Annotated in this window: 23 protein-coding genes; 19 read left to right on the forward strand and 4 right to left on the reverse strand. The window is 43.2% G+C overall.

The window, feature by feature from the left end; translation table 11 throughout:
- Window positions 1-48: 48 nt before the first annotated feature.
- From cas6 to ASULF_RS06220, 13 genes are all read left to right on the forward strand, one after another.
- A complete protein-coding gene (gene cas6, locus ASULF_RS06160; RefSeq protein WP_048098147.1) occupies window positions 49-789 on the forward strand; it encodes a CRISPR-associated endoribonuclease Cas6 in 741 nt (246 codons plus the stop codon).
- Window positions 767-3052 carry a CRISPR-associated helicase/endonuclease Cas3 gene (locus ASULF_RS06165; RefSeq protein WP_015590843.1) on the forward strand — a complete coding sequence of 762 codons (2286 nt, stop codon included), beginning with the start codon at window positions 767-769 and terminating at the stop codon, window positions 3050-3052. Before cas6 ends, ASULF_RS06165 begins: the two co-directional genes overlap by 23 nt.
- Window positions 3030-4082: a hypothetical protein gene (locus ASULF_RS06170; RefSeq protein ID WP_015590844.1), complete on the forward strand. Its 1053-nt coding sequence runs from the start codon at window positions 3030-3032 to the stop codon at window positions 4080-4082. The genes ASULF_RS06165 and ASULF_RS06170 overlap by 23 nt, the downstream gene beginning before the upstream one ends.
- Window positions 4069-4431, forward strand: a complete 363-nt coding sequence (locus tag ASULF_RS06175) for a hypothetical protein (protein ID WP_015590845.1) — start codon at window positions 4069-4071, stop codon at window positions 4429-4431. The genes ASULF_RS06170 and ASULF_RS06175 overlap by 14 nt, the downstream gene beginning before the upstream one ends.
- Window positions 4432-5385: a DevR family CRISPR-associated autoregulator gene (locus tag ASULF_RS06180; protein WP_015590846.1), complete on the forward strand. Its 954-nt coding sequence runs from the start codon at window positions 4432-4434 to the stop codon at window positions 5383-5385. It begins immediately after the preceding gene.
- A gap of 10 nt (window positions 5386-5395) precedes the next feature.
- Window positions 5396-6082, forward strand: a complete 687-nt coding sequence (gene cas5a, locus ASULF_RS06185) for a type I-A CRISPR-associated protein Cas5a (RefSeq protein ID WP_015590847.1) — start codon at window positions 5396-5398, stop codon at window positions 6080-6082.
- Window positions 6083-6204: 122 nt separating this feature from the next.
- A complete protein-coding gene (locus ASULF_RS06190; RefSeq protein ID WP_015590848.1) occupies window positions 6205-6402 on the forward strand; it encodes a hypothetical protein in 198 nt (65 codons plus the stop codon).
- Window positions 6383-6838, forward strand: coding sequence for a type II toxin-antitoxin system VapC family toxin (locus ASULF_RS06195; protein WP_015590849.1), 456 nt, complete (start codon window positions 6383-6385; stop codon window positions 6836-6838). The genes ASULF_RS06190 and ASULF_RS06195 overlap by 20 nt, the downstream gene beginning before the upstream one ends.
- A 49-nt stretch (window positions 6839-6887) precedes the next feature.
- Window positions 6888-7103 carry a hypothetical protein gene (locus ASULF_RS06200; protein WP_144060490.1) on the forward strand — a complete coding sequence of 72 codons (216 nt, stop codon included), beginning with the start codon at window positions 6888-6890 and terminating at the stop codon, window positions 7101-7103.
- Window positions 7104-7619: 516 nt separating this feature from the next.
- Entirely contained in the window at window positions 7620-7877 is a 258-nt protein-coding gene (locus ASULF_RS06205) for a UPF0175 family protein (protein ID WP_015590851.1), read from the forward strand.
- Entirely contained in the window at window positions 7874-8356 is a 483-nt protein-coding gene (locus ASULF_RS06210; protein WP_015590852.1) for a DUF3368 domain-containing protein, read from the forward strand. The genes ASULF_RS06205 and ASULF_RS06210 overlap by 4 nt, the downstream gene beginning before the upstream one ends.
- Window positions 8357-8538: 182 nt before the next feature.
- Window positions 8539-9720, forward strand: a complete 1182-nt coding sequence (locus tag ASULF_RS06215; RefSeq protein WP_015590853.1) for an FprA family A-type flavoprotein — start codon at window positions 8539-8541, stop codon at window positions 9718-9720.
- Between the two features lie 12 nt (window positions 9721-9732).
- A complete protein-coding gene (locus tag ASULF_RS06220; RefSeq protein ID WP_015590854.1) occupies window positions 9733-10335 on the forward strand; it encodes a flavodoxin family protein in 603 nt (200 codons plus the stop codon).
- A gap of 24 nt (window positions 10336-10359) precedes the next feature.
- On the opposite strand, the gene ASULF_RS06225 is transcribed toward ASULF_RS06220, so the two are convergent.
- Entirely contained in the window at window positions 10360-11517 is a 1158-nt protein-coding gene (locus tag ASULF_RS06225) for an acyl-CoA dehydrogenase family protein (RefSeq protein WP_015590855.1), read from the reverse strand.
- Between the two features lie 91 nt (window positions 11518-11608).
- Window positions 11609-12868, reverse strand: a complete 1260-nt coding sequence (locus ASULF_RS06230; protein ID WP_015590856.1) for a 3-isopropylmalate dehydratase large subunit — start codon at window positions 12866-12868, stop codon at window positions 11609-11611.
- A gap of 161 nt (window positions 12869-13029) precedes the next feature.
- Between ASULF_RS06230 and ASULF_RS06235 the strand changes: the two genes are divergently transcribed.
- From ASULF_RS06235 to ASULF_RS06245, 3 genes are read left to right on the forward strand one after another with little or no spacing between them, the layout of a single operon-like run.
- The gene (locus ASULF_RS06235) at window positions 13030-13575 is read left to right on the forward strand and encodes an alpha/beta hydrolase (protein WP_015590857.1); all 546 of its coding nucleotides are present in this window, start codon (window positions 13030-13032) and stop codon (window positions 13573-13575) included.
- A gap of 32 nt (window positions 13576-13607) precedes the next feature.
- A complete protein-coding gene (locus ASULF_RS06240; protein WP_015590858.1) occupies window positions 13608-14159 on the forward strand; it encodes an HDIG domain-containing metalloprotein in 552 nt (183 codons plus the stop codon).
- Window positions 14131-14898 (forward strand): pyrroline-5-carboxylate reductase family protein, encoded by a 768-nt coding sequence (locus ASULF_RS06245; RefSeq protein ID WP_015590859.1) that lies wholly within the window; start codon window positions 14131-14133, stop codon window positions 14896-14898. Before ASULF_RS06240 ends, ASULF_RS06245 begins: the two co-directional genes overlap by 29 nt.
- Here ASULF_RS06245 and hjc read toward each other — a convergent pair whose 3' ends face one another.
- Window positions 14899-15300, reverse strand: a complete 402-nt coding sequence (gene hjc / locus ASULF_RS06250) for a Holliday junction resolvase Hjc (protein WP_015590860.1) — start codon at window positions 15298-15300, stop codon at window positions 14899-14901. It abuts the gene before it with no gap.
- Window positions 15301-15431: 131 nt separating this feature from the next.
- Between hjc and ASULF_RS06255 the strand changes: the two genes are divergently transcribed.
- The gene (locus ASULF_RS06255) at window positions 15432-16295 is read left to right on the forward strand and encodes an MBL fold metallo-hydrolase (RefSeq protein WP_169336392.1); all 864 of its coding nucleotides are present in this window, start codon (window positions 15432-15434) and stop codon (window positions 16293-16295) included.
- Here ASULF_RS06255 and ASULF_RS06260 read toward each other — a convergent pair.
- Window positions 16277-17002 (reverse strand): glucose-6-phosphate isomerase family protein, encoded by a 726-nt coding sequence (locus ASULF_RS06260; RefSeq protein ID WP_015590862.1) that lies wholly within the window; start codon window positions 17000-17002, stop codon window positions 16277-16279. The two genes, ASULF_RS06255 and ASULF_RS06260, sit on opposite strands and share 19 nt — an antisense overlap.
- 94 nt (window positions 17003-17096) lie before the next feature.
- On the opposite strand from ASULF_RS06260, the gene ASULF_RS06265 reads away from it, so the two are divergent.
- On the forward strand, window positions 17097-17906 hold the full coding sequence (locus ASULF_RS06265) for a sugar phosphate isomerase/epimerase family protein (RefSeq protein ID WP_015590863.1): 810 nt from the start codon (window positions 17097-17099) through the stop codon (window positions 17904-17906).
- A 58-nt stretch (window positions 17907-17964) separates the two neighbouring features.
- Window positions 17965-19899: a beta-propeller domain-containing protein gene (locus ASULF_RS06270; protein ID WP_015590864.1), complete on the forward strand. Its 1935-nt coding sequence runs from the start codon at window positions 17965-17967 to the stop codon at window positions 19897-19899.
- The last annotated feature ends 17 nt before the right edge of the window (window positions 19900-19916 follow it).

The following is a 19916-nucleotide window of genomic DNA, read 5'->3' on the forward strand; positions in this document are numbered from 1 at the left end:
TTACACTACTCGAAAATATTAAGTAAGTGTGATTTTAAAATTTTAAGTGTGAGACTTCAGGTGAATCTTGTGGCTGTATCAAATCCAGCATTTATCGATTTTAACCATTCTTATCACCTTGCATCGATGATCTATAGAGCTGTAGAGCGGATTGATCCCAGGCTATCGCTTGAGCTACACACTCCATCGACATTCAAGTTCTTCACATTCAGCAGGTTGTTGGTTGAGGGCAAGAATTTCAGGGTTGAGAAGGGCAAGATGAGGCTGCTCAATCCAAATGTGCGCTTCTTCTTTTCGACGCTGCAGAAGCACATCGGTGTTGCTCTCGTCGAGGGGTTGCTTGAGAAGCCGGAGGTAAAGATAGGGGACGCAAAATTTGTTGTTTCAGAGATAAAGGTGCTTAAGGAGAAGGAGATTGGCAGAAAAGAGAGGTTTATCACATTGTCGCCGATTAATGTTACGACTGTTGTGGATAATGGCAGGAGGAGGATTGTTGATCTGTATCCCGACAGCCTGAAGTTTTACGAGAATTTGAAGAAGAATCTGGTCAGGAAGTATGTGGCTTACTATGGAAGGGAGCCAGAGGATGACGATTTCAGGATTAGGGTATTAAGATCCAAGATGAAGAGAATTCAGGTGAAGAATACTTTTCACAGGTGTGTTGAGATGGTTTTCGATGCTGAGGGTAGTAAGGAATTGCTGGAGATTGGGTACAAGGCGGGATTTGGTGAGAGGAATTCAATGGGGTTTGGGATGGTGAAGGCTGTTGATAGTAGAAGTATTTCGTAAGTTAACCGGCGTCAATCCCTACGAATATCAAAAAATAGCTATGGAGAACTTGGTAGAAGGTAAATCGCTTATTATTAGAGCCCCTACTGGTTCCGGGAAAACAGAAGTGGCCTTAATTCCTTTTATTTATGGTCTCAACGATTTTCTGCCTTCACAGCTAATTTATTCGCTTCCGACGAGAACTTTAGTCGAAAGTATTGGCGAGCGAGCTACAAAATACGCGTCATTCAAAAAGCTTAGAGTGGCAACCCATCACGGTAAAAAAGCGACAAGTAGCCTTTTTGAGGAGGATATAATTGTTACAACAATTGACCAAACTGCTGGAGCATATTTGAGCGTTCCATTAAGTATGCCCAAGAGATGGGGAAACATATTTGTTGGTGGTGTTGCATCAGCTCTAACCGTTTTTGATGAGGTACACACTCTTGACCCAGAAAAAGGTCTTCAGACGGCTGCAGCAATAGCCATGCAATCTGCAAAACTTGGCTTTCCTTCAATTATAATGTCTGCCACTCTACCAGATGTTTTCATTGAACGTGTTGGGGAAAGAATAGAGAAAAATGGAGGTAAAGTCGAGATTATAGATGTGGCGAATGAATCAGAAATCAAATCGAGGAAAAATCGGAAAGTTGAACTTATAAATAGGACTAATGAAGAGTTAGTGGCAGACACAGTTTTAAATAAGGCTGAAAACTGTAGGAAACTTGTTGTAGTCGTTAACACTGTTGAGCGAGCACAGAGGCTGTATCTTGATCTAAGGGAAAAAACAGACTATCCAATCCTTCTCTTGCACTCTAGGTATCTCGAAGAAGATCGGGCAAAAAAGGAGAAATTTCTTGAAGAAGTCTTCGGTAAGAACGGTAAAGGGGAGTGTATATTTATCTCCACACAGGTAGTAGAAGTAGGAATGGACATCTCTTCTCCAGTGATTTTGTCAGAAGCAGCTCCAGTTGACGCACTAATACAAAGGGCAGGAAGATGTGCGAGATGGGGTGGCAATGGAGAATTTCACGTTTTTGGGCTCGCCAAAGACGTTGGGAATCCATATGCTCCATATTTGAAAGGGCTCGTCGAGGCTACGATAACTGAAATTAGTAGTAGAGGGAATTTTACTTTAGACTGGCAAACTGAAGTCGAACTTGTTAACCAAGTGCTTTCGAGTCATTTTGAGTTTTTCATGGATTCGACGTTCTTTTATCAGAGGCTTGGGGAACTTGCAAGAGCAGTTTATGAGGGGAGCAAAGCAAAGGTGGAGCAAAACGTTAGAGAAGTTTTCTCGTGCGATGTTACACTGCACGAAAATCCTGAATCTCTAGAACCAGAGGAAATTTTGGCACTGCCAAGGATACGCGTTGACGCACGAGTTTTAAGTGGTAAAGTTGAGAAGCTTGCGGAATTGGGTATTAAAACATACAAATTAGAGGAAAATCCAGTAATCGGAGACTACGACAAAAGTGGGTACATCCCAGTACTTGTCAAAAGTAAAGAAGATGTAACTCCGTTTGAACTTTATGTTCTGAGTGGTGCTTGCTATTCTCCAGAAGTTGGGCTTGTGTTTGACAAATCTGCTCCTAATGCAATCAAATCCTTTGAGCCCGATAAACTGAAACTTAATGACATTAAAAGCCAAGCTGAATATAAGCTTGAGAAAGAGACTTGGGTTGAACACGCTAAGAGAGCTTTACATGCACTCGATTGCTACCTAATCCCTCGTTACTACTATGTTATCAAAAATTTCGCTGATTACTTCGGGTACGAATATAACGAGTTCGTTGATCTTATTAAATGCATAACTGCACTGCACGATCTTGGCAAATTGAACATAACCTGGCAGAAGAAAGTGAGCTGGGACAGTAAAATACCCTTAGCTCACTCAGATAAAAATAACGTCAGTGGTGGTTTGCCCCCACACGCTCCTGTTTCTGCAAAAGCTTTGCAGCCTTATTTAGAAAGTTTATTCGACGATGAGGATGTGTTCAAAGCATTCTATTTGGCTATTGCTCATCACCACGCACCGTGGGTGAGAGAATACAAGGAATACAGTCTAATTCCAGACTTCGACAAATTCATTGAGGAAGTTTGGAGTGTTCCGAAGGAGTTAATCAAAGCCCATGATTCTGCTGGAAGACTCGATTTTACTTATTTGGATTTAATTGATGAAAATGAGGCCTATAGACTTTACGGTCTCCTATCTAAATTACTGAGGATATCTGACAGGCTTGCTACAGGAGGTGTAAGTTATGAATCGATATTTTCTGCCTAAAGCTGGCTGGGAGTTTTTTGATGTATCAAGGGCATACGGATTAGGGATTATTGTGCATGCACTAAGTGGAGATGCAGTAGTAAGTGATATGGGTGGGTTTTATTTGATAGAATCGAAAAGAGAATTGAATTTTGAGAGAATCGACCAGATTCATCGATTTTTAGGTGATGATCGAGCTTGGAACAGGACTTTCCTAACGATTGGAAGTGGACAAAGAGAAAAGACGAAAAAGAGGGTTGTAGAGTTCTTAGGAAATGTAGAAAATATCCGAAATATATTGGATGATCTAAAAGAGCTAAAATCACCCGTTTCTATAGGAAGCGGGAAGGAGACTCTATATCAGCCAATGGAGCTGGCAGCAACGAAGGGTATTAGGGATGAAATTCTGTTAAAAAAGCAATATTCTGAAGGATCGTCTGTAAAAGTGTCGATAAATGATTTTAGCCTGTCAGTACTGGGGCACATCAATGCAACCATACGAAAGTTCTCAAACATGGGCATGGTTTTTGCCGTTCCAAGCCCTACCAGAACAAGAATACTGCACCTAATTGATGAGATTAAAAAGAGAATCGATGACTCGGTAAAAGGCTTACATAGGGCAGGGTGGTTTCCATCACTCGCTCAAATAGCCATAAATTTAGTTTTAGAAGAACTTAGAGTTGAAGAAGGCGGTAAATTTGCCCCAAAGTTCGGTTCTTTGATATACGGTGTGATGACAAGAACAGGAAATCAGTGGAAACCGTTGACAGGTGGTATTTTTCCTCTTGATTTCCTACACCAGATAGCGGAATCCAATGAAGCAAAGGATGTGCTGAATAAATGGAAAGATATCTTTGAATGGACAGCCTTCAGAAAGGGGTACGAAGATTTGCCAAGTACTTTAGCCGAATTCATAGCAAATCCTAGTTTGTCCAATTATGAAAGATACATCAAACTTCATCTAAGAAATGAGCTTGATAAAGACCGAATAAAGTTCGGAAGTTACGAAAAGAGAGTTTTGGAGGGGGTGGTGAGTTTTGTCGGAGTTTAAACTTGGAGACATTTTTGGATGTGAAGCTGTAAAGAATTTTGGAGCAGCATTGAGGAAAGCACTGAGGATTGGCGACGATTACGCATCTCTTGTAGAATTAGAATACGTTGAGACAAAAGAACAGTTTGAAGAAGTTATAAAGAAGTTTTTGAGGAGATACGAGACTATAGCTAGGAGAGGTTACAAGGGAAAGGAGCTTAGTCGCCTTAGCGAGAAGGATCTAGAAGAGCTCATGGGTTTGGTGGATAAGTACGATGTAAAGCCAATTAGAGCGGCACTCATCAGTTACGCTCTCGTTAAAAGCGAGAGAGAAGACGAAACTACATTCGAATCTGAGGAGGTGGTTTAAGTGAGTGGAATTTATGAAATCGCTATTTTGGGTAGAGCTACATGGCAGCTACACAGCCTGAACAATGAAGGAACCGTTGGAAACGTTACAGAGCCGAGAAGTGTTAGAATAATCGATCCAAACACAAAGAAAGCTGTAACAACCGATGGAATTTCTGGAGAGATGCTAAAACATATTCATACAGAGATTATGTGGGCATTAGATGACAAAAACAACTTATGCGACGCCTGCAAGGTGCTGAACCCAGAAAAATTCAACTTTGCGATAAAAACAAAAAAGGTTACAACCAAGGACGTTGAAGACGCGTTAAAACAGGCTTTAGAAACATGCGATATTTGTGACGTTCAGGGCTTCCTTCTCGAAAGACCCACAGCTTCAAGAAAATCAACAGTAGAATTTGGCTGGGCTCTTGGAATACCTGAGGTTTATAGGGATATCCACACCCACGCGAGGCACGCTCTTGGTGAGAAAGGCAGAGGAGGTAGAAATCAAGAAAACGAGGGGGAAACTGAGGGTGTTTCAACACAGATGGTATATCACCGTCCAACCCGTTCCGGTGTGTATGCAGTTATTTCAGTATTCCAGCCTTGGAGAATTGGATTGAATGAAGTAAGACAGAGTAAATACACCTATGATGCGGACGATAGCGCGAGGGAGAGAAGATACAAACTCGCATTGAAGGCGTATCAGCTTCTGTTTGCCCGTCCAGAAGGAGCAATGACTACCACACGATTGCCGCATGTTGAAGATTTCAGCGGAGTAATAGTTTACTCGACAGAGCCAATACCTGTTCCTATAATCTCGCCTCTTAAGAACGACTATGTTAACGAAATAAAAACTATAGCAGAAAGCTTAGACGCTTCATTAAAAGTTGTTGAGTTCGACGGTATTGCAGACTTCGCGATAAAGATAGGGCAGCTGACTAACAATAAACCATACGAAATGGAGTTTTAGGTGAACAAAGATGCAGTGGGTAAAATTATCACTACACTTTCCATCTTTTTTCTCGTACCGCATACCAGATTACTCTTCACAGTACGCTTTGAGTGTCCCATTGCCGTCTCCGTCGGCGATAAAGCTTGCAGTGGTAGCAACGGCCATAAGAGCTACTGGTAATGTTGCTGAGGGTGAGTGTGTCTTTTATGCTGTGCGGGATGCTGATATACGAATTGTCCCGCCCGAGCAAATTGCGATTAACTCGGTTTTGATTAGGCGACTGAAGAAAAAGAAGAATCCCACAGAGTTAGAAACTTTCGAGAGGACGTTTGGAGTCAGAGAATACGTCTTCTTTCCAGATGACATAAACTTGTTAGTCGGTTGTGACGATATCGATACTGCAATCAAATATTTTGGCATACTAAGATATCTTGGCTCAAGTGACTCGATGCTTTACGTCAAGCGCGTAGAGCAAATTGAAGAACCACCAGAAAGTGCAATTAAAGCAATAACTGATAAAGAATTTGTAGAAGCTATTTCCAAAGAATCCTACGTGATTTATCCAGTAAATGACATAAGTAAAAAGGCAAAATTCGAACAAATAAACCCGTATTCGGAAAAATCAGGCAGAAACGTCTTTGAAAGAAAATATTACCTCATCAAAGCCAAAATCAAAAAGGGCAAAAACTGGAAAGTCCTCGAAATTTGGTGTTAGGTTATAGGAAAGTGAGGGAGGGCTTAACCCTTCGAACATTATTGAGAACGATACAGAATCTCCGAATCCAACAGCAGAGAATCCTTAAATAGTTTCATGCAAATAATTGTCTGGTGTTCAAAATGGGCGAGATCACGATCAAAGTGAGGGTGCCAGATCGCTTTGAAGAGATATTCAAGCGGGAAGTTGAAGAGTTAGCCAAAGCTTTGATTGAGAAGGAACGGCTTTTTGAAAAGTTAAGGGAACTCAAAGGTATTCTTGAGACAGATAAACCATGGAAGGAGCTAAAGAGAGAGATCTATGAGCAGAGTTCTTATTGATAGCTCGCTATTAATTGAATATTTCAAAGGAAATCCCAAAGCCGTTGAAATCTTTGAGAATTTGAAGACCTCTCCAGTAGCTCTTTTGATAAATCCCATTGTATTTAGTGAAGTCAGCTACCTGTTTTTGAGATATTCTACCAAGAAGAGCCGTTTTGATTTTACACCTGAAGTTGTTAAGAGCTCAAAAATAGAGACTCTTTTCGTTTTACTGAACTCCTTTGGAATACTTGACCTTACAAAGGAAATAGTGATTCTTGCAGAAAATATCATGGTTAAGTACGGTTTGCTGCCAAACGATGCTCTAATTCTGGCGACGTGTAAATTTTACGGGATTAAATATCTGATCTCTCTCGATGGAGATTTCAAAGAACCATGCGTGAAGGAGGGAATAGAACTTATAGAGAGTGCTGAAAAACTTAAATTAATTGAATAGACTGCACAACTCTCGAAAATCAATGGAAGACGAATTCTTAAATAATTTCATGCAAATAATTTGTTCAGGTGTTGATAATGGTGAAGTTACAATCAGGCTCAAAATTCCAGAGGAGATTCTGAAGCAGGTTGATTTGAATAAAGTGGTTGAAAGACTTGAAAAAGAGATTATGCTCGAATACAATCTGAAAAAGCTCCACGGCAAATTAAGGGGTAAAAACCTTGAGAAGTTGCTTGAAGAGATAGAAGACGAATGGGGGATTTGAAGGCTTTTGTCGATAGCAATAATAAACCACCTCGAAGGCGAAATGGATTTATCCATAATTAAGGATAAGTTCATGCTTTGCTCCAATGCCATTTTCACTGAGGCATTAATGGTTTATCTCAATGCAACAGGAAAAAGAGCTATGAGCTGAAGAAAAAATAATTCTTGAAGAACTTATTCATGCTCTTTTAGATTTTTGAGAAAGATTTTTTGAGGAGCTGGAAATTAACAGCAGGAATTTAGCTTATGGGTTCATAAAAAAATGGATCGCTATCAAACGAAGCTTTAATTTTATCAACATGTGGGTTTTACGGGATTAAATACCTGATACCTGATTTCCTTCGATAGCGATAAAAAAAGCCCTGCAAGACCTCTTCAAAACGATGCTCCACAAGCTGATGACTGCACGGATAAGGGTTAAAGACTCGAAGTTCCAGCAGAAAAGCTTGAAACGCTGAACATAGCTTTGCTGATAGAGGCCTAAAGTATTTAAATGTATAAAGGCAAGAATAACTCAATGAACGAAATCTCAGTACAGATACCTCAGGAACTCGCCAGAATCCTTGGAGTTAAAGCGAGTGAGCTTCCAAAAGTCGTAAGGCTGTACCTTGCTATAGAGCTTTACCGTGAGGGTAAGGTCAGCCTCGGAAAAGCTTCCGAAATAGCGGGGCTGAGCAAGTGGGAGATGATGGAAATTCTTGCATCTAAAGGCATATCATTGCAGTACGATGAGGAAGATTTGAAGGAAGATATTGAAGTCCTTGAGAGTCTATGATTGTTGTATCTAACTCAAGTCCTCTTATTACTCTTGCAAAGATAGGAAAACTGAGCACTCTAAAGGAGCTTTTTGGAGAAATCATTATTCCAAAGGCAGTTTGGGTTGAAGTTGTTGAAAAGGGAAGAGGAAAGCCTGGGGCTGAAGAGGTTGAAAAGGCAGAATGGATTAAAGTGATTGAGGTCAAAGACAGGCTTGGCGTTGAAATTCTGAGAAGTGAAATCGAGACTGGAGAAGCTGAGGCGATAGTTCTTGCGAAAGTGCTCGATGCAGATCTTCTTCTGATGGATGAGAAAATTCCAAGGCTCATAGCAAAATCCCTCAATATTAAGGTTGCTGGTAGCCTTGCAGTCATCTATATTGCAAAGAAAAAGGGAATAATCAAAGAAGATTTTGATGAAATTGTTAAGATACTCAGGCTTAAAGGTATCAGATTCAGCGATGAGGTTGTTAGAAAGCTGAAGGAGCTGTATGGATAGTGCATCAGTATGGGTTCGAGAATATTTTGTTTACAAATCCGCATTTTCGAAATTAATTGAAAACGCCGACTTAATTGATGGGAACATTACAGTCCTCGGAAAGACCCAAAAACCCCTAGAAGTTCTAAAATCGAACCAGAAGATTTTTAAATTTTAAATTGATAATAGCTCTGGTGATAAATATGAAGCCTGTTGAAGTTGCGGAAAACATTTACTGGGTTGGAGCCATAGACTGGGATGAGCGGGACTTTCACAACTTTGAAATCGATAGGGGTGCGACGTACAATGCATATCTAATTCTGGATGATAAAATCGCCCTTGTGGATACTGTTAAGCACAAATTCTACGGCGAGATGATGGAAAGAATAAAAAAGCTCATAGATCCATCACAGATCGATTACATCATCGCGAATCATGTTGAAACGGATCATTCTGGTAGCTTAGCCGATATAAAGAGAGTGGCTAAGGATGCCGTGGTTGTCTGCACGAAAAGAGGTATGGAGGGAATATCCAAGCACTTCAACACGAATGGATGGGACTTCAATGTTGTGAAGAGTGGAGACGAGCTAAAGCTTGGAAAGAAAACCCTGATGTTTCTTGAGATGACTATGCTCCACTGGCCTGACAGCATGGCGACCTATGTGAAGGAGGATGAACTGCTGCTGTCGAACGATGCCTTCGGGCAGCACATCGCGAGCGAGGAGAGGTTCGATGAAGAGATTGGAGTGGAGGAGGCAATAAGGAGGGCGAAGATATACTATGCCAACATCCTGATGCCTTTCGGGAATCTGATAATCAAGAAACTCAAGGAGATTGAGAGCCTTCAGATACCCATCAGGATGATAGCACCAAGTCATGGCGTTATATGGAGAAATCCGGAAAGGATAATCAACGCTTACAAAGAGTGGGCGGAATTCAAGACAGAGGATAAGGTTGTTATCGTTTACGATACGATGTGGCACAGCACAGAAAAGCTCGCGAGGGCTTTGGCAGATGGTGCAGCCTCTGCTGGAGCCAAGGTCAGAATGTTTCACATAAGGAAGGATCCATGGGCAGCGATCATGACCGAAATTCTGGATGCTAAAGCCATAGCCGTGGGGTCTCCAACGATGCACAACACAGTATTCCCGCCAGTTGCCGGATTTCTTGCATACATGAAGGGCTTGAAGCCAAAGAACAAGATCGGCATGGCATTCGGCTCTTACGGATGGGGTGGTGGAGCAGTCAAGGAAATAAACAGGGTATTTGAAGAGCTCAAGTTTGAGGTGGTTGAACCCCTGCAGGTTAGGTTCAGGCCAACTGGTGAGGAGCTTGAAGCAGCGTTCAACGCTGGAGCCAGGCTTGGAGAGATGGTTAAGGGTTAATAGGGTTTAAAGATGATACTCGGAATCTGTGGGAGTCCGAGAAAGAAAGCTACCGAACATGTTCTCAGAGAAGCTCTGGCAATGCTTGAGAAGGATGGCATCGAAACGGAGTTCTTCACCGTCAGAAAAAAGGAGATAAGCTTCTGCCAGCACTGTGACTACTGTCTGAAAAAGAAGGAGTGCAGGATCAGGGATGACATGTATGAGCTGTATCCTTTAATGAAAGAGGCAGAGGGTTACATTTTTGCCACCCCGGTTTACAATGGTGGTGTCAGTGCACAGATCAAGGCCGTGATGGATAGAACGAGGGCCATAGTGGTGGAGAACATGGATGTTTTCAGGCACAAGATTGGCATGGCCATAGCTGTAGGGGGAGACAGAATTGGTGGACAGGAACTCGCAATTCAGCAAATTCACACATTTTTTATCCTAAACGGAATAATTCCTGTGAGTGGCGGCTTTTTTGGAGCGAATCTCGGAGCGACATTCTGGTCGAAGGATACGCTTGATGGAGTCATGGAGGATGAAGGGGGATTCAGAAGCTTGAGGAAAACTGTGAGGAGATTTAAAGAGATGTACTTCAGAATCTGCCGAGGCAACCAGAACCCGAAGTAACCAGAACAGATAAAAAATTAAATTTTATTTGAACTTGCCAAGCACATCCTTGGCTATTGTGTTCAGCTGAACCTCTTTCGTTCCTTCGTATATCTCGGTTATCTTCGAGTCTCTGTAGAACCTCTCAACATCGTACTCTCCGATGTAGCCGTAGCCTCCATGCATCTGTATCGCCTCATCGCATACCTTCACAGCCACCTTGCCAGCCATGTACTTCGCCATTGATGTCAGACCGGGATCGATTCTTCCCTGATCGTAGTTCCAGGCTGATTTGTATATCAGAAGCCTCGTACACTCAATAAGGGTTCTCAGATCGGCTATTCTGTGCTGCAAGGCCTGGAATCCACCAATCGGCTGACCGAACTGCTTTCTCTCCTTAACATACTTTACCGTTCTGTCGAAGGCACCCTGAGCTATTCCGAGAGCCTGAGCGGCAATCTCAATTCTGCTCTCATCGAAGAACTCGAGAACCTGATAGAAACCCCTGTTAAGCTGGCCGATTATGTCCTCCTCAGATACCCTCACATTCTTGAAAATCACCTCTGCTGTTGGGGAGGCTCTTATTCCCATCTTCTTGCCGATCTTGTTTGTTGATAATCCTTCAGCATCCTTCCTCACAAGGAATGTCGTGAATCCTCTGTATCTCGGTTTAGCATCTGGATCTGTTACGGCTAAAACAATGTAGTAATCGGCAATTGTGCCATTTGTGATGAATGTTTTGGTGCCATTTATTACCCATTCATCTCCATCCTTCTCAGCCTTCGTCTTTATGGCGGTTAAATCACTTCCAGCTTCCGGCTCGGTGTAGCAACCGGCAGTTATGGCCTTTCCTCCAGCAACCTTCGGCAGAACCTCACTCTTCAGATCCTCACTTCCAAACCTCATAACAACTTCCGATGAGAAATCGGAAAGAATAATTGCACTGCCGAGCGTGCTATCTGCTCTGCAGAACTCCTCAACCACGAGGACATTCTCCAGAATGCCCATTCCTGCGCCGCCATACTCTTCGGGGAAGTGTATGCCAATGAAACCAAGCTCACAAGCTTTCTTCCACAACTCAAACGGGAATTCTTCTTTCTCATCAGCCTCCTCTGCCCTCTCTTTCGTGAACTCATTTTCCGCAAACTCTCTTGCGGCTTTCTGGATATCCTTCTGCTCCTGAGTAAGTTCGAAATTAACCATATCTGCACCCCCGGATGAGAATGAATCAGGTAAACTTATATTATTTTTGATTTGAAATCGTAAGAATTTATCGGATCAATTAAATAAATATTTAAACTTTTCTTGGATCGGTTATCTCGCCATATATTGCTGTGGCTGCTGCGGTAGCTGGAGAGACAAGATAGATCTTTCCTTCCGGGCTTCCCTGCCTGCCAACGAAGTTTCGATTTGATGTTGAAACGCTGACCTCCCCATTACCTATCAGTCCAAAGCTTCCGCCCATGCATGGCCCGCATGATGGGAATTCAACTATCGCTCCAGCATCCACGAATATATCGATCAATCCGTCTTTCAGGGCTTTTCTGTATATACTCCTCGTTGCCGGTATTACGATCAGCCTTACTCCTCTGGCGACCTTTTCCCCTTCAAGCATCTCAGCAGAGATCTTTAAGTCCTCAAATCTGCCATTCGTGCATGAGCCTATGAATACCTGATCAACCTTAACACCCTCAACCTCTCCAACATCCACAACATTATCCACTCTGTGGGGTTTCGCAACCTGGGGCTCAAGTTTTGTCGCATCCAGCTCCACAATCCTCTTGTAGCTGGCATCCTCATCGCTGAAAACCCAGTCAGGGTTTTCGTAACCGTCAATAATTTCTCCCAGATAGTTTTCAGTAACCTTATCCGGCTCAATTATACCCGCTTTACCACCCATCTCTATCGCCATGTTTGCCATTGTCAGCCTCTCTGACATCCCCATCTCTCTTACTGTGCTTCCTGTAAATTCGCACGCACAGTAGTTTGCTCCATCAGCTCCAACCAAGCCTATCAGCTTCAGAATGACATCCTTGCTGTAAACCCTTTTCTGCAGCTTCCCTTCAACAATGAATCTGATGGTTTCAGGAACTTTAAACCAGAGCTTTCCCAGAGCGAATACCGAGCCCATATCGGTTGAGCCTATACCTGTTGAGAAGGCTCCTAACGCACCGTACATGCATGTGTGGCTGTCTGCACCAACAACGAGCATTCCCGGCAGCACATGGCCTCTCTCAACCATTATCTGATGAGCAATTCCTTCATAAACATCGTAGTTCAGTATTCCCTGCTCCTTTGCGAATTTTCTCAGCAGTTTGTGGTTTTCAGCAGCATTTATGCTATCTGCCGGAACCTGATGGTCGAAAGCTATTACGATTTTGGACGGATCCCAAACTTTACCATTGTTGGTTATCTCGTTAAAAACCTTGATTGCAAGAGGGCCGGTTATGTCGTGAATCATAGCCCTATCTATTTCTGCAAAAACGAATTCTCCAGCTTTAACCTCTTTGCCGCTCGCCTTTGAAAATATCTTTTCACTTAGAGTTTGACCCATGATGGAACCATAAAAGCTCTACTTATTATTCTTTCGTTGTTTTGGAGTATTGCGTTCAGGAAACATCCGAAACTGTCCTGCATTTTTGAAAGAATGCTGTGCAGATCATGCGTCTAAATCCAAATCGACAATAATTTATAATCCTTTTTTAACCATAACTCATGGAAACCGTGATTAACGGCATTGCATGCACATACAACATTTTCGGAGAGAAAGCTGTTCTTCTCTGCCCGCCACATCCGGAAATGGGCGGTAGCAGATTCGATGTGAGGATCATGAGAATATCTGAAGAGCTGAACGATGCCGGGATCACAACTCTGGCCTTCGACTACAGAAAGCCGTTCAGAGATGGTGTTGGAGAGGTTGAGGATGCCATAGCCTGCTTAAGGTTTTTGAGGGAGAGATTTGAGAGTGTGGCTGTGGTGGGCTACTCATTTGGCAGCGTTGTTGCATCGAATTTGCTTGAAGCTAACTCCCTCGTTCTGATCTCACCCCTCAGAAAAATCAACTCCATTGGGCTGAAAAACTCCGAAACCCCGAAACTGGTAATAGTAGCAAAGCACGATCAGATAATTCCCTATGAGGAATCGGTAGAAATCGCCAGCTGGCTTAATCCACCTAGGAGGGTTGTAGAGGTTGAGACCGATCACTTTTATACTGGAAAGTACGATTTTCTGGCAAGAACTGTTCGAGAATTTTTGGAGTGAATCGCATATCTGTAGCAAAAGGAGGTGATTTCATGAATCGCGAGAAGGCTTTGAATTTGTTAAAAAAGCATGTTAAATCCGAGAACCTGATAAAGCACTGCATAGCGACCTCAGCCATAATGAAAGAGCTGGCTAAAGAGTTAGGAGAGGATGAAGAGAAGTGGGAGATAATAGGCATTCTGCACGACATCGATTACGAAATGGTTGGCGAAGACATGACCCAGCATGGTCTGAAAGGTGCGGAGATCCTGAAGAGCGAGGGGGTTGATGACGAGATCGTGGAGGTTGTGAGAACACACAACCACACACTCTTCGGGAATTACAGCAAGCCTGTTGAGATAGCCCTTCAGTCAGCAGATTCGGTTTCCGGGCTGATAGTAGCGTGTGCCCTTGTTAAGAAGGGGAAGCTGTCGGAGGTTACTCCAAAAACCGTGAAGAAAAAGTTTAAGGAGAAGAGCTTCGCTGCTGGATGTGACAGAAACAGAATAAGGGAGGTAGAGAAGCTCGGAATTGAACTGCCAAAGCTGTACGAGATAGGGATAAGGGGGTTGATGAATGTCAGAGAAGAGCTTGGACTCGAGTAAGATCGCTGTTCTGGGAGCCGGAAATCTGGGATATGCGATAGCCAAAAGGTTAAAAGAGTCTGGCTATGAAGTTATCGTCACGGGAAGAAGAGAGGCCGTGCTGGAATCCCTCAAAAAGATGGGTTGCAGGGTTACAAACAACAGAGATGCTGTTAGTGAGGCTGATTTCGTAATCATAACGGTCAAACCAAAAGACCTCGATAGCCTGATCGATGAAATCAGGGATTGTGCTGAGGGGAAGATAATAATCAGCTTCGTTGCCATGAAAAAGCTTGAAGATATCAGAATGAACGCAAAAATCGTGAGGGCTATGTCGAACATACTTTGCGAGTATGGACTGGCTTTCACAGCCTACTACTGCGAATTCGATGACGATGAGATTGAGAGCATACTCTCAAAACTCGGTGATGTGTACAAAGCTAAGGATGAGAAAGAGGTTGACCTGATGACTGCTTTTTCCGGCTCAGCCCCAGCTTTCGTTGCAAAGATCATCGAAAGCTTCATCTATGCCGGGCTGAACTCCGGGCTGAATGCTGAGGTGTCAAAGAAGTGTGCTTTAAGCGTTTTTAAAGCAACCTCCGAGGCTCTAAAAACACAGTCGCCAGAGGAGTTCATAATTAAGGTGACAACACCCGCTGGAACAACCATTCAGGGATTGAGGAAGCTTATGGAGCACAGGGTTGATTTTGCCATAGTTGATGCGCTTCAAGCAACAGCAAGAAGAGCGATGGGATCATAGCTACTCGAGCCTGACCTGCCTGAACCTTCCGATGAGCTCGTAGATATCGATGCCCAGGTGGTAAATATCTGCGTCTATCTTGTACTTGCTCTTGGTTTTTTTGAGCTGGTCTATTCTGAAGAACCTCCAGTCCTCTCTGGGAAGCTTTAACCCGATAAAGCATTCAGCACCAAAAAGGGATGAGAACATCGCGAGATCTTTTATCTGCTGTTCCTCGATGTACAAAGGCAGCTTTGACCTCATCTTAACCTCTATCGCTATGTACTTCTTACCATTCCCTGCTATTATGTCGGGGACTGGGTAGGCTACGGTACCGCTTCCAGGAGTTCTGATCGCAGCAAATCCGTTTTCCCACAGCTTGTGGATCAGATCTCTCTCAAATTTCGTTCCCTTTTTCTTCACAGCAGATGTTTGGTTTGGAAATATTTAAACCTGTTTCGATAGTTTTTTCTTCAGTTCCGATTACTGATTTCATGGAGCGTATAAAAGTACATCTTCCCTTTAAATCCCCTGAGTACTCAAATGTTTACATCATGGGTGAATTTGTTATCGATGGAGGATTCATATCAAAAGAAAAAGCTGGTGAGCTTGCAGGCGAGATCGAGAGGCTTGGTTACAGGATAGACAGCCTCACATTCATCATAACTCATCACCACATCGACCACATAGGCATCCTGCTGTGGTATGACATAAGGGCGATCATGCATCCCTCCGAGAATGAATTTCTGCTGTTCTACACAAACCCCCAGCACTTTGTAAAGCCATATCTCGAGTGGTCCAGCAGGTACGGAATAGATTTAGAAATGCTGAGGCCACTTGCAGAGTTTTTTAGATCGGGATCGAGAGTAAAGGGAGAGGCAAACTCTTTAAAGAAAGACTTCAGAATTGAGTATGAGACTCCAGAGGGTATGGAGATCATCCATACACCCGGGCACTCACCCGGGCATATCTGCATATACATTCCGAAAGAGAAGATCCTCTTTTCGGGAGATCTCGTGCTGAGTGTAACAACCACGCACATCGGGTACTATCCGGGATACGGTCAGGATCCGGTTGGAGATCAGATTGAGAGCCTGAGAAAGCTTCTCAGCTATGAGATAGACGAAATCTATCCAGCACATGAAGATACAATAAAAAATGCCGAGCAGAGAATCCACGAATTAATAGAGCACTATGAGAACAGACTCGAAGAGGTTTATTCCGGGATAGATGGCATATGCAATGTCATCGATGTTGCGAAAAATATTAGCTGGAGTGCTGGAAGCTTTGAAAAGCTCGATGGATGGAACAGAGTTCTTGCAATTTCAGAGACGCTTGCTTTCCTTAAAAGGCTTGTGAAGATTGGGAGAGTTGGAGAAAAGGAGATCGAGGGTGTTGTTCACTTCACCAGATCGTGATCGATCTCCTCAAAAACCTCCTCAAAAAGATCCATATTCTGCGTTGGATCAACCAGAAAATCGAGCCTGTCTGTTTTTATTAGATCGTACATGCTACCCTTAAATTCCTTCGGAGCTTTAGGCTTAACAAATTTCGGCTCCGGTGCATTGTATCTCTCATTCTTTACCCATCCATTAATTGTGTAGTAGTAAACTCCACCTCTCATCTGCTTGTAAGGGTCGTATATCGACGAGAAGTCCCTGCAAACCCAGTTTGCCGTCTTTATCATGTTGTCTGTTGGATTTATCATCACATGTCCATAGTTGGGCGGTATGATTATCTTATCTCCCTCCTCAGCATACACTATCACGACATCCTCAATTTCGCCAAAGCTCTCACCATGTTTCTGCAGAACAAAGATCGCTCTTCCCTCAATGATCTCGTAGATCTCAGGGTAGGTTATTCCATCTCCAATCTCAGGATGATAGTGCCCGAATGTCTTGATGAACTCATCCCCTATCTTTCCCGGATTCGTGAATGTGTAGTCATACCTCAGCCTTTTGTTGAGGATCAGCTCCCTGTCCTCCTCGCTGAAGTAAACATCCCTGAACATCTCGTATGCCGGAAAGTTCTCTTCAAGCTCTTCTGGATTTTTCAGCACAGGCTTGAGATCAAACGCGAACCTTGTTTCAGAAGTGAACCTTCTGCCGTTGATTTCGATCTCCATGTATTGGTTTTTATATTTAATCAAATAAAAACTTTCCTGTGAGGCATTAAGCCAATACCGAAAAAGTAAACATCCTTGTCGGTCACGAGCATGCATGGAGTTTTTGTTTTCGAGCATGTTTCTGTATGAGTACAGCATAGACACGATAATCGATGCATGCGAGAAAGCGGGCTACGACGGGATAGAGTTCTGGGTTGAAACACCCCATTTCTGGATTAAGAGGGTTAGTCTCAAGCACAAAAACTCATCGCTTGTTGAAATGATCAAAGATAGTAGAATAAAAGCCATCCACAGCCCAGTGCTGGATTTGAATCCTGTTTCCGTGAACGATGGTGTTTGCGATTTAACCCTGAGGGAAACCCTGTACTCAATAAACCTCGCCAGGAAAGTTGGAGTCAATATCGTCACAGTTCACGCCGGGAGAAGGAGTGCTGTTAGAGAGCCGGTATGGAGCGACTATGCGTCACTCAACAACTATCTCAGAATAGCATCCAAGTACTCCAGAATAAAGAATGTGAAGCTCTGCCTTGAGAATTCAGAGCCGAGAATCAACTATCTGTGCAAGAGTGCTGAGGAGGTTAAGGAGTTCATGGAGAAATATGAGCTTTACTTCACATTCGATGTGAACCATGCCATTAAAGGGAATTACTTTTCACGCAGTTTTTTGGAACTGATTGACAGAATGGAGAACATCCATGTAAGCGGGTATGATGCAAAGGGCAGGCATATCTCAGCCATAGGATTTGAGGACATAAAGAGAGTCCTTGAAGAGCTCTCGGACATGGGATTTAACAAAAAGATAACCGTTGAGCTTGACGATCTTGCTTACGGAAGAATGGATTTGAAGAGGAAGATCGAGATGCTCGCCAGAGAGCTTGATTATTTGAGAAAAATTTTTATCTAATTTAATAAATTCGAACTAATTAGAAACATATATTCACATTTAACTTCAAATAGAACATATGAAATTGAAATTGTTTGTTGTGCTGCTGTTGACAGCGCTGATCATCGGCTGTGTCAATATAGAAAAAGAGGCTGGAAAAGAGAAGACTGAATATGAAAAACAGGAGAAAGTAGAATACAAAACAGAATATGAGGAAATCCAGCAAAGCGAGAAAGGATTTACCAACTTCTCATCCGATGCCGAGTTTAGGGCATATCTATACAAGTCCAGATCCTATGGTTATCCAGTAATACTCGATGTTGCAGGGAGTGTTGCAAAAGCTCCCATGGTTACACCCATGCCCGAGGTCACACCAACACCCATGCCAACACCCATCCCTACTCCAGCACAGGTAGGTGGGAAGTATGCGTATGAATCCACTCCTGAAAGATACTCCACAACAAATGTTCAGGTTGCCGGAATAGATGAACCGGATATAGTCAAAACGGATGGTAAGAACATCTACTTCTCCAGCCGATTCTATCCATTCAGATACATGCCATATGAGAACCTGAAAACGAGGGTTATCGCAGCATTCCCGCCAGAAAATCTCACAGAACTGTTCAAGCTCGAAGATAGTGGGGAGCTTTTGCTGATGAACGGTTTACTTGTTGTGATAGGCCACGACCATATTAGTGCATACAGCACCGAAAACGGAAAGGAGCTCTGGAAGATCAAGCTTGAAAGCGAGTATGTGTCTGCCAGGCTGTACAGCGGAAAGATCTATCTGGTTACAAGGAGCTGGATAGATAGCTACCAGCCCTGCCCAATAAAGCCCGTTACCGTTGAAGGGAAACCATACACGGTCTCATGCAGGGAGATCTACCATCCAGTTGTGCCAGTGTACTCAGATGTAGTGTACAATGTGATGATCATCAACGAGAGCGGGAAGATTGAGAAGTCCACCTCATTTGTTGGCTCAATCAGCAGATCGGTCGTTTACATGTCCAGCAATGCGATCTATGTCACATACCACCAGACAATAGACCCTGCAGACATGATGTACAGCTTCCTGATGGAGAATAAAGATCTCCTGCCAGAAAAGGTCATAGACAGAATCAAGACCCTGAAGGAGTACAACATAAGCAAGAGAGCTAAATATGTTGAGATACAGGAGATACTGAATGAGTACAAGAGAATGCTCAGCAAGGATGAGAGGCTGAAGTTTGAGAACGAATTCTGGAACAGGATGGAGAAATACAGAGATGAGCATAAGAGAGAGCTTGAGAAAACTCAGATCGTTAAGATATCCACAGATCTTGAGCCATTAGCGGTTGGTGAAGTTCCGGGAGATCTGCTGAATCAGTTCTCGATGGATGAATACAAGGGATTCCTGAGGGTTGCTGTAACCCTTGGAGATACCAACGACCTCTATGTTCTCGACAGCAACATGAATGTCGTTGGATATATCATGGATTTCGGAGAAGATGAGAGGATCTTCGCCGTGAGGTTCATAGCAGATAAGGGATATGTGGTTACCTTCAGACAGACTGATCCATTCTTCGTTATGGATCTCTCCAACCCGTACAAGCCCGAGATTAAGGGAGAGCTAAAGATACCCGGGTTTTCATCCTACCTGCATCCAATATCCGACACGATCATACTTGGGATAGGAAAGGAGGGCAGCAAGGTTAAGATATCTCTCTTTGATGTCTCAGATGTTGAGAGCCCGAAAGAAATCGACAGATACATCCTCGATGAGTGGTGGACTGATGTGCTGAACAATCACCATGCCTTCCTGCTTGACAAGAAGCACGAGATATTCTTTTTGCCGGGAGGAAAGGGAGGGTACATTTTCTCGTACAAGGACGATAAGCTGAAGATGGAACGGGCGGTAGATATGCAGGCTGTAAGGGCGATCTACATAAACGATTTCCTCTATGTGATTGGTGATAAAATAGTGGTTATAGACGAGAGAACATGGAAGGATGTGAACGAGCTTGATCTGACCTGAATTTAGCGTAATTAACT

It is taken from the genome of Archaeoglobus sulfaticallidus PM70-1 (genome assembly GCF_000385565.1).
Lineage (GTDB): Archaea > Halobacteriota > Archaeoglobi > Archaeoglobales > Archaeoglobaceae > Archaeoglobus_A > Archaeoglobus_A sulfaticallidus.